The sequence below is a fragment of the Candidatus Micrarchaeum sp. genome (assembly GCF_016806735.1).
Classification (GTDB): Archaea; Micrarchaeota; Micrarchaeia; order Micrarchaeales; family Micrarchaeaceae; genus Micrarchaeum_A; species Micrarchaeum_A acidiphilum_A.
The window spans coordinates 99,976-114,904 of record NZ_CP060530.1; the positions used below are offsets into that span (position 1 = coordinate 99,976).

Annotated in this window: 14 protein-coding genes, 1 tRNA gene and 1 rRNA gene; 6 read left to right on the forward strand and 10 right to left on the reverse strand. The window is 43.2% G+C overall.

The features are described from left to right. Nucleotide 1 precedes the first annotated feature (1 nt). A complete protein-coding gene (locus Micr_RS00560; RefSeq protein ID WP_203134726.1) occupies nt 2-1,378 on the forward strand; it encodes a restriction endonuclease subunit S in 1,377 nt (458 codons plus the stop codon). 90 nt (nt 1,379-1,468) lie between these two features. Here Micr_RS00560 and Micr_RS00565 read toward each other — a convergent pair. Both Micr_RS00565 and Micr_RS00570 read right to left on the reverse strand, forming a co-directional pair. Then, nucleotides 1,469-1,541 (reverse strand) — tRNA-Pro (locus Micr_RS00565). A gap of 89 nt (nt 1,542-1,630) precedes the next feature. Beyond that, nucleotides 1,631-2,302 (reverse strand): hypothetical protein, encoded by a 672-nt coding sequence (locus tag Micr_RS00570; RefSeq protein ID WP_203134727.1) that lies wholly within the window; start codon nt 2,300-2,302, stop codon nt 1,631-1,633. 62 nt (nt 2,303-2,364) lie between these two features. Here Micr_RS00570 and priX point away from each other — a divergent pair, with 62 nt between their 5' ends. After that, nucleotides 2,365-3,327, forward strand: a complete 963-nt coding sequence (priX, locus tag Micr_RS00575; RefSeq protein ID WP_203134728.1) for a DNA primase noncatalytic subunit PriX — start codon at nt 2,365-2,367, stop codon at nt 3,325-3,327. A 4-nt stretch (nt 3,328-3,331) separates the two neighbouring features. Further along, nucleotides 3,332-3,472, forward strand: coding sequence for a hypothetical protein (locus tag Micr_RS00580; RefSeq protein ID WP_203134729.1), 141 nt, complete (start codon nt 3,332-3,334; stop codon nt 3,470-3,472). Nucleotides 3,473-3,592: 120 nt separating this feature from the next. Here the strand turns inward: Micr_RS00580 and Micr_RS00585 are convergent, their stop codons facing one another. The 5 genes from Micr_RS00585 to Micr_RS00605 all read right to left on the reverse strand — a co-directional run bounded on the left by Micr_RS00585 (nt 3,593) and on the right by Micr_RS00605 (nt 7,486). Beyond that, entirely contained in the window at nt 3,593-4,006 is a 414-nt protein-coding gene (locus Micr_RS00585; protein WP_203134730.1) for a hypothetical protein, read from the reverse strand. A 6-nt stretch (nt 4,007-4,012) separates the two neighbouring features. Beyond that, complete coding sequence (locus tag Micr_RS00590; RefSeq protein ID WP_203134731.1) at nt 4,013-5,128, reverse strand: hypothetical protein; 1,116 nt, start codon at nt 5,126-5,128, stop codon at nt 4,013-4,015. A gap of 91 nt (nt 5,129-5,219) precedes the next feature. Beyond that, a 5S ribosomal RNA gene (gene rrf / locus Micr_RS00595) occupies nt 5,220-5,332 on the reverse strand. 9 nt (nt 5,333-5,341) lie between these two features. Beyond that, nucleotides 5,342-6,373, reverse strand: a complete 1,032-nt coding sequence (locus tag Micr_RS00600; RefSeq protein ID WP_203134732.1) for a chorismate mutase — start codon at nt 6,371-6,373, stop codon at nt 5,342-5,344. A gap of 90 nt (nt 6,374-6,463) precedes the next feature. Then, nucleotides 6,464-7,486: a polyprenyl synthetase family protein gene (locus tag Micr_RS00605; RefSeq protein WP_203134733.1), complete on the reverse strand. Its 1,023-nt coding sequence runs from the start codon at nt 7,484-7,486 to the stop codon at nt 6,464-6,466. A gap of 70 nt (nt 7,487-7,556) precedes the next feature. Here Micr_RS00605 and Micr_RS00610 point away from each other — a divergent pair, with 70 nt between their 5' ends. Next, nucleotides 7,557-8,162 carry a HemK2/MTQ2 family protein methyltransferase gene (locus tag Micr_RS00610; protein ID WP_203134734.1) on the forward strand — a complete coding sequence of 202 codons (606 nt, stop codon included), beginning with the start codon at nt 7,557-7,559 and terminating at the stop codon, nt 8,160-8,162. Beyond that, nucleotides 8,159-8,635 carry an adenosine-specific kinase gene (locus Micr_RS00615; RefSeq protein WP_203134735.1) on the forward strand — a complete coding sequence of 159 codons (477 nt, stop codon included), beginning with the start codon at nt 8,159-8,161 and terminating at the stop codon, nt 8,633-8,635. The genes Micr_RS00610 and Micr_RS00615 overlap by 4 nt, the downstream gene beginning before the upstream one ends. A 3-nt stretch (nt 8,636-8,638) precedes the next feature. On the opposite strand, the gene Micr_RS00620 is transcribed toward Micr_RS00615, so the two are convergent. The 3 genes from Micr_RS00620 to Micr_RS00630 are packed head-to-tail and all read right to left on the reverse strand — an operon-like array spanning nt 8,639 to nt 12,843. Beyond that, nucleotides 8,639-10,339: a hypothetical protein gene (locus Micr_RS00620; protein WP_203134736.1), complete on the reverse strand. Its 1,701-nt coding sequence runs from the start codon at nt 10,337-10,339 to the stop codon at nt 8,639-8,641. Between the two features lie 60 nt (nt 10,340-10,399). Continuing rightward, complete coding sequence (locus tag Micr_RS00625) at nt 10,400-12,148, reverse strand: glycosyltransferase family 39 protein (RefSeq protein WP_203134737.1); 1,749 nt, start codon at nt 12,146-12,148, stop codon at nt 10,400-10,402. Further along, nucleotides 12,145-12,843, reverse strand: coding sequence for a hypothetical protein (locus tag Micr_RS00630; RefSeq protein WP_203134738.1), 699 nt, complete (start codon nt 12,841-12,843; stop codon nt 12,145-12,147). Before Micr_RS00630 ends, Micr_RS00625 begins: the two co-directional genes overlap by 4 nt. Nucleotides 12,844-12,931: 88 nt before the next feature. On the opposite strand from Micr_RS00630, the gene Micr_RS00635 reads away from it, so the two are divergent. Next, complete coding sequence (locus Micr_RS00635; protein WP_203134739.1) at nt 12,932-14,929, forward strand: hypothetical protein; 1,998 nt, start codon at nt 12,932-12,934, stop codon at nt 14,927-14,929.

The following is a 14,929-nucleotide window of genomic DNA, read 5'->3' on the forward strand; positions in this document are numbered from 1 at the left end:
AATGGAATGTTTTACAGTTTATTCTGATCTGATTGAAGGGAGAATAGATCCCCATTTTTATAGACAGGAATTTAGAAATTTGCAAACTACATTAGAAACGCTTCAAAATCAGAAACTCCAGTCTATTGTTGAATTTTCAAATGAACTATGGAACCAGAATGATTTTTTTGAAAACGAATTTCCATATATTGAAATTGGTGATATAGATACAGAAATGGGCGAAATAAAAAATATAACCTATTACAAAAAAGATAAAGCACCAAGTAGAGCAAAAATGATAGTACGGGAGAACGATATTATCATATCTACTACGAGACCACAACGGGGCGCAATCGCTATAATTGACAAGCGAATGGACGGATTTATCGCTTCGACTGGATTTGCAGTTTTAAGGAAAATGAAAGTTAATAACATTAAAAAAGAATATTTATTATCCGTTTTACACACACAGATATGTTTAAAACAGATGCTGCAAAGAAGTAGTGGTGGTAATTATCCAGCTATAACTCTTGAGGAATTAAAAAACATAATCATACCTATACCCTCATCAGAAATACAAAATAAGATTGTAGAAATGTATAACATAGCTAAAAATATTAAAAAAATAAATGAATTTAAAGCACAGAAAATTTTCGATTCGATAGATACATATGTTCTAGATAAATTAGGTATAAAACTACCAGAACTGAAAGATAAAATGTTCTATACTGTTAGTTCCAGTACAGTACAAAATAATAGAACCGATCCGTATTATTATCAACCTAAGTTTAAAGAAGTTGAAAGTGCAATAGAAAAAGGCAAATACGGCTTAGTTAAAATCGAAGATTTATTAGAATACTATAAAAAGGGCATAGAAGTTGGTTCAGAAGCTTATACAGAAGAAGGAGTTCCATTTATCAGAGTTTCAGACATAAAAGATTATAAGATTGATTATGAAAACACAAAGAAAAAAATCAAAAAAGATTTATACTATGAACTAAAAGAATATCAGCCAGAAAAAGATGAGTTGCTATATTCAAAAGACGGAAGTATTGGTTTTTGTCCAATAGTTGGAAAAGATAAGGAAGCTATTATAAGTGGAGGTATCTTGCGTTTGAAAATCAAAGAAGAAATCAACAGTTTTTTTGTAAAATCTATTTTATCTAGTAGCTTTATGAAACTTTTAGCGAATAGAGAGGGCATAGGATCAATAATCAAACATTTACCACCAAAAGTTTTTCTAAGCATTAAAGTGCCGTTACCACCAATAGCCATCCAAAACGAGATAGCTGAAGGAGTCAAAAAAAGAGTTAAAGAAGCAGAACAATTACAAAAAGAAGCAAATGAAAAATTAGAGGAAGCAAAACAGCAGGTTGAAAGACTTATTTTAAACAGTTAGGGCGTACAAACTTTTCCCCTCTTCTTCATGCTAAAACTATCTTAGCAAAGGGAACCATTTCAGGCTCTATATATAACCCCTTAAAATACATGGGGCTGCCGAGATTTGAACTCGGATATCCAGCGCCCGAGGCTGGAAGTCTGCCAGGTTAGCGTACAGCCCCAACAAAAGCTACTCTACGGGCAAATAGTTTTATCCATGCTTGCTTTTAACCTTTTTGAAAATTCCACGAATCGCACGCATTGCGCAGCATCAGTTATTGTAAATATTGCCGATCAATTCTTCGTATATGCTTTTCCTGTATTCAGGATCGGCTTCAGACATGCAGAAGTAATCAAATATTTCCCAGCCATGCGTTCCGTTCATGTTTGCTGTCTGCATTAAATCAATGTATAAGCGTTTCAGGGCAAATTCATATGTGAAATCACCGAATTCTTCAGTTTCTGCGTCAAATTTCATAACAATGCCTGAAAAAAGCTCTCCTTTTCTTTTTTCTATTTCAGACTTTTGGGCGTTTTCTTCCTCCATTCTGTTTATCTCCTTTAAGGCTTTCCTAAATATCTCTACATAGCAGCCAAGCTGTTTTTCTATCTTTTGTATGTCCGTCTCTGCATTGTTCCTTTTTATTACCCTTTCCAAAAGGCTTTCTGGGGCTATTCTTTTTTCAAGTTCAAAAGAAATCGAGTCGCTGCTGTCGAAAATAGAGTAGTAATCAAGCTCTTCCACGAAGCTCTTGAAGGCGTTTTCAAAAGCGGGATACTTTATAGGCATGTAGACCTCTTCATCGTCTTCGTAATCTATATACGTTATTTCATCGCTGCTTCCGGTTTTTTGTGCAGATTCGCTTTCTGAATGTGCATCCGAAGCGGCATTGTCCATCCTCAACAGGGACGAATTGTGGTTGGCTTTTTTCTGCTTTTCCATAACAACACTAGTTATTTAATTCTGAAAAGGTTTATATTTGAATTGTATACTTCAGTGTTTGTATGGTTACTAGCGAAGAAATAGACATAGCGTACAAATACCCTTTCTCGGAAGAGGCCAGGGCAGTCATAGCCGAGAAAGGGCCCAAACAGATAGATTACAGGTATCTGGAGCTAGGCAGGGACAGGGTAGAGGCAGCAATGAACAAGAAGCAAAGCTATTTCCGAATAGAAATAGAGAACGTCAAGCTCGGCTATGTGATAAGCTACATATACGCTAGGATGCTCGTAAGCGCAAGCGCAAACCCTCTCTTAATAAAGGCTTTCGCATCCGGAGAGGCCAAGCGCTCTGGAATGGTCTTAAGGGAGGAGACGGATCAAACCATAATGGGGCTTGCCAAGCAGCTATCGTACAACGTATCAAGCAACGGCAACAGCGAATTCATAATAAGCTTTACCGAATACCTGATGAAGAAGCCGAGCGGCGAGCATTATGCGCTTGTAAACATGAAGCTAAAGAACGGTTTTGTGATAATGGACAGGCAGGAGCTCTCAAGGGCGCTCGAGCATTCTATATACCTCAAGGTAATGTCAGGATTGCCAATACCAAAGGGCCAGCTTCCAAAAGAAGTTCTCGACTATTACTCCTCATCAAAAATAAAGCTGCCGGAATCTATGTCAAAGCGTGCACCTGCTTTGCAGGGCAGCACGTGGGTGGACACGGTCCTTGCTACGCCCATACCTGATGTGCGCCACAGGACCGTGAACCTTGTGCTTGCGCCGTACCTTATAAACGTCAAGGGCATGGACGTGGAGCAGGCAATTGAAACAATAAAGAAGTACATAGACGAATGCAAGCAGCTCAACCCAAATACTGACGTGAGTGAGACATACATACGCTACCAGTGCAACTACGCCAAGAACAAGGGCATGAGGCCTCTTTCGCTGTCAAAGGCAAAGGAGCTGCTAGGGGAATATGTGGACCTAGGAAAGAGCCAAAATCCGGTGCAGAAAGGCAAAAAGTGATACTATGGAGGTAACGATGCTGTGCGACATATGTGGCAAAAGGCTTGCCAGCCATACGTGCAGGCTTTGCGGGAGAAGGGTATGCAGCGATGATTTCGACGGAAAACTCGGAATATGCAAATCATGCAAGCTTGGCCGCAAATAACGCTTGCATATTGTTTTTCATAGGTAAGCGGGCGTTAAGCCAGTACATGTATTAAAACGTACACTCCGGCTTAACCTAGAAATATATTAAGGCAATGCTGACTGAAAAGGTTGCAAAAGGCTACTTTTTTCTGTACTGTGCAAAGCACAATGCTGCAAGCACAATATTGAAAATTAGGAATATGGTAAATGCAGTAGAGGTTCCGAAAGAAGACAGCGGCGTAGTCCCAAATCCAAACAGATACGCGAACCCATTTGTTCCTTTGAATCCGCTTATAGGCAGGTTGAGGGCTGCGTCAGCAATTTGCGCAATGAACATCAGAAGAGCGAAAATGCCGACCAAAGCCGTAAGTGCTTTCTTCCTTGTTACATACCTTATGGCCAGGGTCACTGCCATTACTATCAGGTATGCCAAAAGTATTATCCAATGAAAATAGCCGAACTGCCTTAAAAGCTTGTCAAAAAGAAGCAAGTACAGCCCTGACGCATATACTAGCAGCAATGCTGCATGGCTTGCCAGGGCTGACCTATTCATTGTTGTTCACTTCTTCCTGCGCATTGCATATGCTATCACTGCTGCTATCAGTATGATTATAATTGCCGCTGCATAGTAATCTGTGCTGCTGTTATTGCTGCTTGTGTACGGCGCAGTGGTCGATATTGTAGTAGGTGTAGTAGTCGGTATTGTGGACACTGTTGTTGGGGCAGTAGATGTTGTAGTTACGTTGCTTGGCTTTATCATAAACACCCACATTACCGGCTTGAAGAATTGCGTGTTTACTATATCTTCGGCAGTGCTGTTGTATGTCCATACGTCGGCAAATTTGTAACTGCCTCCTATATAGCTGGTGTTAACCTGCTTGCCACCTAAAAATGTCCATGAAGTCCAGCTTGAGTTGTATTGTGCAGTCGTTATAAGCGGCATGTCTGCTCCGGTCGCATTCACGAAGCTAATGGCAGGGCTTATCAGCCCGTTTACCAGGTATGCAAATCCGTATGTCACTATATCCTTGCTCGCGCTTGACGGAGCTGACAGATTTGATATGGTGTATATTGCCAGTGTGAAGTTGTAGCTTGAAAGCGTCTTGTTGCCCATCTCAACATATGTTCCTGCAGGGACTGTGACATTTATCAGCTTTCCGTCCATTGCCATTAGCGAGAATCTGGCACCCTTGGTTGCATTAACTGCTTTTGTGGTTGAATTATAAAGCGAGAATGCAGGCACAGTCGTAGGGGGAACTGTCGTAGTAGTGTTTACTGCGCTTGTCTTAACGAAAACGGTAAACAGCGCGTTGGTTACTGACGGATCGTCTCCAGTAGCATTCAGAAGTACTGCATACCTCCCTGGCTTGGTGGCACTCGATACCTTTATCGTCATTACTCCTGTGTAATTTGGATCCGAATAGGTTTTGCTTAAGCTTACGTTTATGCCCTCATTGCTAAGGTTCGCCGAATTGACCAGATTGGTATTGGTGCCCCATACCTTTCCGCTTGTAAGGCTTACGGTGTATGATACTGTTCCCGCAGCACCTGGGGCTATTGTCAAATTGGCAGAGGAGAAAGTTATCTTGGATGTACCTATCCCAGAAGCAAAAGAGACTGTACTAAGCAGTACAAACGAGAATATTGTTAGCATTGCCGCTGATTTCGCGTTCATAAAACAACCCATGAATATCTCCAAGCTAAAAAATAAAAAAGGTTGCTTTGACCGCTTTACGCAATGTAAAAAAGAGTGTTAAAACATAAGTGCCAAACAGCAACATGCTTTCCCATCCGCAGACAGTACACACATATCGTGAGCAGGCTTAGCTTCCGAGTTCGGAATGGGATCGGGCGTTTCCCTGCTCCTATTACCGTTTGGCATTGTATTTTAATCTTTAAGGTTTAAAAACGTTGCGCTTGCATGCTTCCTTAAGCCTTTTTCTGCTATATCGTAAGCCATTTCTGAATAAGGGTTGCTTTTTGCTATTTCCACCGCTACCCACTCCTCTGATTTTATAGCTTCAGCGTTTTCCAGCATCTGGGTAAACTTTGCGGTAGCTGCTTTCTTATGATCCACGTGCAATTTTCCGGAAAGCTCAACCACGCTGTCGTAGAACCCAAGGGCAAAAGCGTGCCTGAGCACCTGCGATACCGCCATGGCTTTTTCGTGCTCCCCCATGCTCATTTTCACAGGGACCAAACCCGTGGAAGACCAGAATCTCGAAGCTTCCTCCGCTTCTTCGGATGTGCAGTTGTCAGTTATTATTGCTATTTTAGAGCCTGCATAAGCATCCTCCATCCCAAAGAGCGGATGCGTAGATATCAGCCTCATCTTCGCTTCAGAGGCAAGTTCCCCGGACTTTTCCCAAAATTCGGTTTTAGAAGAGGATATGTCCATAAGCGTATCGCATTTGCAATTTGCAACCAGAGCAAGAAGCTTTCTGTCTAGAACTTCCGGAGGAACGCAAAGCAATATGTAATCAGCAGCAATGTCATTTTCGGGAAGCGGTTCTGCTCCTATAAGGTCAGAAAGCTCTTTCGCTTTTTGCTTGTTTCTCCCAGTTACATAAACGACATGGCCCGAGTTGCATGCAAGCATTCCCAGCGCTTCTGCCATGCTTCCTGTCCCAAGTATGACTATCTTTTTAGTATCCTTATGCCTTTCCTGCCTGTGTTTGGAAAAACTCAGTATGCTTTCCAATATTGGCATCAGCATTTTGCTGTCAAGCCCACGCTCTTTGCCTTCTGCTTTCCATTTTTGCGCGATTTCTTTTTCCCTTTCGGGATCGTATATCTCCATTCCCATGGACTTTTTCAGGTTTCCTATCTCCCCTGCAACTGCAAATCGCTTTGATATAAGCCCTAAAATTTCGCTATCTATCCTATCAATTTCTTTCCTGAGTTCTTTCAAGTTTTCCAACGACGCACCTCATGCCAATTAAAAAGGAATGCAAAACTATGCCGCCAGAGTGTGCTGCAACCGTGATTGCAGATATAAACCAACGCGTCTTCACTTGTCTCTTTTGTATAGTTTCTGCATTGCGGATATTATTATGTCCGTATATTCGTTCTTGGGTATAGTGCTGGCGTATTGCTCTACAAGCTCCTGCGCCTTGCTTCCGTATTTTTCCGCCACGCCCTTGGCATAACCTATGCCGTCGTACTTTTCTATGATTGACCTTAGATAATCTATTTCCTCCTGCGTTTTCTCCTGCCTTTTTTTCCTGTATATGGCATCTATCTTCTGCTTTTCCTCTTGAGTAGCGCTCTTGTACGAATGCAGTATTATCAGCGTTAGCTTTCCTTCGTAGAGGTCCCCAAAGTTCTTCTTTCCAAACTTTTTCTCGTCTGCAGTCATGTCAAGGATATCGTCTGTTATCTGAAATGCGATCCCTGCGTTCTCTCCCACTTTCTTTAACAGCTCGAGCGTTTCGTCGCTTTGGCCTGCTACGATGGCCCCTAGCTGCATCGGCCCATAAACAGTATAATAGCACGTCTTGCTGTCAACTATTCTCATATAAAGGCTTTCGTCTGCCTTGCTCAGGTCCTTGGTGTCCTGTATGAAAGTGTTTTCAATATATTGGCCCTCTACGGTATAAGCCATCATGTCGTAGAATTTCTCATACAGCCTGTTGCCCTTTTCTACTCCTGCCTGTATTATGTAGTCCTTGAGCATCTTCCACATCGCTATCTGTCCTGTATCGCTTGCATCTATGGCATGCACGATTCCGTATTTTTTGTGCAATGCCGGCAAACCTCTCCTCAGATCCGAATCGTCCTCTATGTCATCCTGTATCAGTATCCAGTCTTCGGAAAGCTGCTGCGCAGCGGCTGGAAGCAGTGCATCTTCTGGTGTGGCTCCGTAAAGCTGTGCGGTTAGCATTACAAGCCCAGGCCTCCTGTAGCTGCCCTGCCTGTCTATGTAGTCCCTGGTTATCTTATAATGGCCCAGCGGCTCCTTCATAGGCACGTATTCGCATATCTTGTCGTATACGAGCTTCCTGTAATTTTCTATGTATTCCAAGAAATCCATAAGTATCGTAGTTTTTAATATGGTTAAAGATAAAATGGTTAGCATAGGCATAATAAACTGACGAAGTGATTTGCTGTTCGTAAAAAATGGGGTAAAAATAACAGAATGTCATGACGTCTACAGGCCAAGAGAAGATTCGGATCTGCTGTCTGAGGCAGTGCAGCGACTAGCTTCCGGCAAAACCCTTGACGTTGGCACAGGCACAGGGATACAGGGCATAATAGCGGCAAAGAAGGGCTGCGAGGTTACTTTTTCAGACGTAAGCATACACGCGATAAGATGCGCAAGGCACAACGCCGAGCAGAATGATGTGGAGGGCACATTTGTGGTTAGCGATCTTTTCGAAGACATAAGAGGAAGGTTTGACACAATAATATTCAATCCTCCTTACCTGGAATCCGCTCGCCTTGGGGCCGAAACGAAAGACTACCTGAAAATTGCAACCGATGGCGGAGAAGATGGCCGCGATCTAATAGATCGGTTCATCAAAGACTCGTTCAGCCACCTATCTGCAAATGGGAGAGTGATAATGGTCGAGAGCACGGTGAACAAATACGATCTAGATGTAGAAACGCTGAATGCTCAGGTGCTGGGCAAAAAGCACATGTTTTTTGAGGATATAGTTGTAATAACATATAAAAACAACAAGAAAAGGGGTGTTTTTGGTTGGAGATGAGCGCTTATGAAGTATACAAGAAGGACGACTGGCAGTGCATAATAGGTCATGCGGGCTTCATAAAAACTGTGGAGGATCTCTACGGGGCAATGGCTTCTGCGGCCCCCAACGTGAAATTCGGCCTTGCCTTTGTCGAAGCGAGCGGAGAAAGATTGGTAAGGTACGAAGGGAACGACAATGAGCTCACAGAAGCTGCTAAAAAGAACGCCCTTGGCATAGCGGCAGGACATACCTTCATAATACTTTTTACCGGCGCTTTTCCCATAAACGTTGTCAATGCCGTAAGGTCGGTCCCGGAAGTATCCGAAATATTCTGTGCTACCGCAAACAGAGTGCAGGTAGTAATGGTTTCTACAGACCTAGGAAAGGCAGTAATTGGTGTGGTGGATGGACAGACGTGCATTGGGGTTGAAGATGAAGAACACATAAAGCAAAGAAGGGAAATGCTAAAGAAATTCGGCTACAAGCCCTGATTTTCAGCGCTTCGTTTTCGCGGTTTTAAATGCACTTATAACCAATAGATAAAGCCCAGCTATAATCAGCGTAGTGAAAAGAAAAATTACGAGCAGTTCAAGCATATGCAAATAGAGGCCCCCCTCAAAGTTGTTTACCTTAGGCGCACCGGGCTGAACTGTGGTTGTCGTTTTAGGTATGGTGCTTGATGTGGTGGTGGAGTTATAATCTATGGTTGTAGTTACGATGTCAAAAGAGCTGTTGTACGACTTTATGCTTGAACTGTGGGCTAGGGTCCCGTTATGCGAATATCCTATCAGTTCGGTATTGTACAAGTAAAGGCTGGAATCGTTAAGAATGAAAGGCACATTGGTGTCATTGTTTGCAGTTATCGTGCTGTTATATATGCTCATGTTTTTGGATCCTAAGGCGTCAATCGCATTTCCGTATATCCTGCAATTCTCCAAAGCGAGATTGTTCGCATTGATGGCATGTATGCTTGTATTCGTAGAGTTTATTATTCCGCCTAAGCAGTTTATCTTTATGTTGCTGTTGGTTACTGTCAATGTGGTATTGCAAGTCTGGTTTGAAGGGAAGAACGTATTAAGCATACCAAGGTACTTGTAAGCCATTGTGTAATATCCCGGCATGAAAATGGCCGGCTCTTTCTCCGTGCAGAACGCCAGCCCTACTCCATATGTCTCGGTGGTTGAGTTGTCGTGCTCCTGAAATTCTGGGGATTTAAGCACGGCTATGGTTTCGTGTATTCCAGGGGTTTGAACTCCACGGTCATAGTTATAGTTGCCGTTAGTCACGTTGTGGACCTCATACATTATCCTGCCTTCTGGGGAAACCTGATACCCTTTCCAGAAATAGAATGTCATATTGGTGGCATTGCTGTATTTTACCACGGTGTAGTTCCAGTACATGGACGTGTTATCTGGAAACTGGACGTTCTCAGTCATGCGCGGATATACGAGCGTCGGTGTGAAGTTGACGTTTGAGGTTATGTTTATGACTTTGAACGTAAGCTCATCCCAGCCCCAGAACGGGCTTATAAAAAAATAGGGGTTGTAGCTGAACGTGTGGTTTTTGTATATGCTGTAAGCCTCTACAGCAAAGCGTTGTGGGCCTAAGAGCACTGGTCCTGGCGGAACTGCGCCAAAACGCGGCAGGATATAATTGTTTATCTGTGCATCCTGGACTATCTGCTCATATGTTGTCTGCTGGGAACCCCCTACTCCTGGATTGAATTTGACAAGCGCATCCGGCATTATCGCAGCGAAGCCGCCGAGGGAATAGTTTCCATTTGGGCCTTTCGGGACAAAAACGAAGTAATATCCAACCGCCAAGTTAGAGGAATTTCCCAAGAAGCTAGTGTTGTAGCTGCCATACGGGCTTATTATGTTGTTCTGTGCGTCGTGCATGCTTGCTATTCTGGCATTGTTAAACGTGCAGTTGAAAAGCGTATTGTTGTACGTATTGTTGCCGAAAAGCACACTCCTTACGCTAGATCCTGGTCCACAGTAAACTTTGGCTTGTGACACTCCTGCTGGAAAGCTTATGGCCGTATCGCTGCAAGAAGAACCTATGCTATAAGTCCCGTTGGAGCTCACAGCCATATTGCAGTAAGATCCTGCATTCGCCGCATGGGCAACGCCGCCGTACAGCATCAAGGCTAGCATAACGCCAAAGAATGCAGCAAGCAATGCCTTATTTGCCATATAAGCACAAACGGGTTTTTTTAGCAAAGTTCTTTATCCCTTTTCAATATTGACAATTTCTCACTTTACATAATAAACGTTTGTCGGAACGTACGGCAGCGAAGGCGTTTCGTATTCTATGAAATATTCTGGTATGCCCTTGGGTTTTGAAACATTGAAGACGTTTATCCAGTTGTTGCAGTGCGCTGGCCCGTGCCATATTACATAACTGCCGTTGTAGAAATCACCGCACGAGGTCGAGTTGTCTATTTCAAAATGCAGCATGCTTGTAGACGGGTCTCCCAGGTATTCTGGCATGTTGGAGCCGGTGTATGGGACCACTGCATTGTTGTAGAACGCCTCCGTGTATATCGGAGTCGTGGCAGTCGCATTGCTGTCATACCTTATGTACCTTCCTGCCTGTATGGATATCGACTCTGGGTAATACTGCCAGTAATACCAGAAAGTCGATACTACGCTATTGTTGAAATACATCACCGCCAACAGGCCTACGATCAATATTATTCCAGGAATTAAGAAGTAAAGCCTTTTGAATTCGGTGAGCTTTGAAAAGGCAATGCCCACCATGACCGAAGCCGCGGGTATCGTTATTATGAGAAATCTTCCAAGCCTGTAAGCAAGTATGTAATGAATGCTCAGCGGATCAAGGCTTATGCCAGCTGACATCGGCCCAAACTGCAGAAAAAGGAACATGAATGCAAACCATATCCCTGCGAAAAGCGCTTTTCTCTCCCTTGCAAGCACCAGTATTATTATTGCAAGCACAACCACGTAGAACGAAATTCCGAATTCTGTCAGCGTGCCTATCCCAAAGACATTGTTGCCAATGGTGTTGAGCAACTGGCCCAAGCTCATATGCAGCATGAGCATGCTTATGAAGTGGTACGGAAACATGTCGTTTGGATAGAACATCAAGCTCACGTCTGTAGTGGGTATGGTTGGCAGGCCATTGATTGAACTCCCTACTGCGCTGTAAAAGTTTAGGTTTCTGGTCACTGTAACGTACGGTCCGGAATTGGAGAAGTAGGCGCTGAATATGAATGTCAGCAAAAACCCGATTATTACCCCTAAGGCAAGAAATACGCTTCCCTGCTTGCCAAGCCAATCATAAAAATGCCTGGCCTGGCTGTATATTTTTCCGTACCTTCCCTTTGCCAGATGGTCAAAGAACGCATAGAACGAATTTACCACGGCGTTGCCAAAGTGCTTCCTATGCTCGTAAAAGCGCTTAATCGTGTAATAAAGCGCCATCACCAAAACAAATGCAATCACTACTCCTGCCTCATAGCTTATCAGCCAGTCGGCAACTAGCAAGATCCCGCTTGCAATGTAATATTTCGGTCTATGGGTCTTGATGCCGTACAGAAGCATAAGTATGGCCAGCGAAGAAATGAACATCAGCGGAGGATCTTCGCCAGTTGTAACTGCGTATTTCGTCAGCAGGGGAAATATGCTCAAGGTAAACGCTGCGAACAGCCCTGCCTTGTTGCTATAAAAGAATCTTCCAAGCAGGAACGTGACTATTATTGCGCCTAGGTATGAAAATATATCCCATGCCGATGCAGAATATGTGTGTACACCAAATATTGCGTAAAACATTGCTATCGGGGCGAACTGCATTACTCTTAGAGAAAATATGTAGCCCGGATTCATTATGTATGTGCCCTGTATCATGGAGCTGGCAAGGTAGAGATAGTTTGGGTCGTCGCCGTAAACGCTCGGACCCTCGTAATGGGTGAAGGCGTAATACGATGCATTCGCAACTATTATTGCAAGTATAAAATAAACCAGTGCGGTTTTTCTGTTCATGAAACTTTCACGCTCGCGCAGTTATCCGATAAGAAGTTCAGCATGCTGGAGTTGTGGACATATGTACCGTTGAAGCTTAAATAACTGAATTGCCCTCCACTGTGCGTATCATTAAGGTATGCAAGGAAAAGCCCGCCGCAGAAATTCCAAGTTTTTCCACTCGCGTTGGATGTTGGCTCCAAGTAAACGGTTTCCTGCAGGTAATTCGAAGGGTTCAAGCCTGTAGGTACTCCCATGGTAGAATTTTTGAGTACGAAATATTTGGAAACATTCACCAAGTTGTCATATACGAGAAGGTTATCAGCTCCAGAGCTTCTGTATCCAAAATAATATAGGTTGACTGTCTTCTGAAGGAATGCGGTGCTGTTGTAATCCCCTGTATTGAAACCGAAATAGCCATTGTAAAGTATGCGTATTGAAAACAGCTTCCCGGGCTTAATATCCTGAGCGCTCGAGTTAACTGTTATTGCATTTATACCGACCATCTCGGCGGTGCCTTTGAGCTTTCCATTATTTGAGTATATGTACTCGTAAGTTATATTTTTTACCCTGCTTATCTGCTCAGCAATCCCGCTGTTCTGGGAACCTACATTCACATTTGTACGATGTAGATTTGATGCATGCGCCTCTTGGGCATAAAGAAGTATGCCTGCGAGTATTATTACAAATATCAATGTCAATGTAAAAGCGCTCAAGTGCATCCTATGTACCCCTGACTAACTGATTTTATAAAATCGCTATAATAATCTTTATAACTTTACAAATATAATAAATTGTGTTTCGATGCTTTTTTGGATCATAATTGCAGTTTTTCCTTCATTGATTGCCGCGCTGATAGCGCTGAGGATGCAATTCTCAAGAAGCGCTGTTGAATCCATTGCAATAGGAATACCCTTTGGAATAGTCTCATTTACATCTCTTCTTTTTGCTTTTGACTACGCTTTCGGAAGCATAAACTCATATGCTATAGGGCTATCATTCTTGGTTATGCTCGCCGCGTTGGCCGCGGTTTATTCAAAGCCTATTTATGATTCAGCTTTCAGCAGCCTCAAGAAGCACAAGAAAAGCAATTTCAAGATATCGATAACTTCTCTTCCTAGGTGGGCTTGGATATTTGCGCTTGCAATAACTGTTATAATTGCGATAATATTCATAGCGGGCACCGGAAATTATGCCAACGGCATATACTGCATAGATGCATCGTGTTCCGACGCCCTTTACCACATAGGCATTGGTTATTCCGTAGCATTCGGCCATTTCCCTCCGGAATACTACTTCACCGTTGGGACAAAAAACGTTTTCCCATTCATGAGTGACCTTTACATGGGCATGCTCCACAGGTTCGGGCTTGGGACAGTCGGTGCACTGATGCTGCCCGACGTGATGCTCGTGTTCTCATTCGTATGGCTGAGCATGATGGTGGCTTATGCAATATCAAAAAGCACCAGAATATCGGTGATATCAACTATAATGTTCTGGTTCGGCGGAGTTGGATTTATAAAAATACTCGATTTCCCGTTCATAAAACAGATCACTCCATTATTCCAGCCCGCACATCTTTTCTATTTGCCACAACCGCACAATACTATACCTTCTTTCATATATTCGGTTCTAAAGATGTCCGAAATACCTACATCCTACTGGACCAGCATAATAAACAGCATGCTTCTTGCCCAAAGAGATCTGTTGCTCGGCCTTCCGCTTGCGCTGGCCGCAATATACATAATATATCTGGGTTTCTTCTCCGAAACGAAGCTTGGGGCAAAGGAATACCTGTTTTTAGGCATACTGGCAGGAATGCTTCCGCTTGCCAATGCCGAGAGCGTAATACTTGTCATATTTCTGGGAATATCCGCCCTGTTCTACGTGCTTGCAAAAAAAGGCAGGCTCAAGGGCTTATACAATTTCGTGCTTGCTGCGATACCGTTTGCGATAATCGGTTCCATAGAGCTGCTATACATGAATTCGCAGAAAAGGGAAGCCAACTGGTCATACTTCATATACCAAAATTATGTGCTGCATGGGAGCAACGCATTCGTTACTGCTGTCCTGAGCATGGAAAATATTGTGTTCTTCTGGCTTCAGGTTGCAGGAATACCAGTCATATTGGGATTGCTGGGTCTTTATTACGCAAAACGCAATTCAAAAGCATTCTTCATACCATTTATGGCATTATGGGTATTCGTGACTGTATATACTCCACAGCCAAATCCTGCGGATTCAAACAAGATATTCATATATGTGTTCTTAATGCTCTGCCTTTTCATGGCTTACCTGGTGGATGCAATGTGGAGGAAAGGCCTTTTGTTGAGGGCATTTGGGATATTGTTAGTGATATTGGTCATCATAAATTTCCCATTGTTTTTCACCCATGATGTTTTTGCTTTCAGGCAGCCCCTCCTAACAAATGCAGAAATTGCAGCGGCATCTTACATAACGAACAACACGCCTCCAGGAGCTGTCTTTGTTGTAAATGATTATAATGCGTTCAGGAATCCTGTTTCAAGCATAGCAATGAGGCAGACGCTGATTTCGATAAGCCAGTACGTCGGTGGCATATACAAGTATCCGCCGCCTCAGATGATAAGCGCAACGATGCAAATAGTATCCAAGGCGTCATGCACTACTGCAATAAAATATAATGTCTCCTACGCATACCTTGAAAATCCTAACTCTACGACGCTTGCACTCTTCAATGACTCTGGTTTCAAAATGGTGTTCAACTACTCGCAACCATCGATTCCGCAAAAGATTTATGTTTATAAGCTCAACTGTTCATGA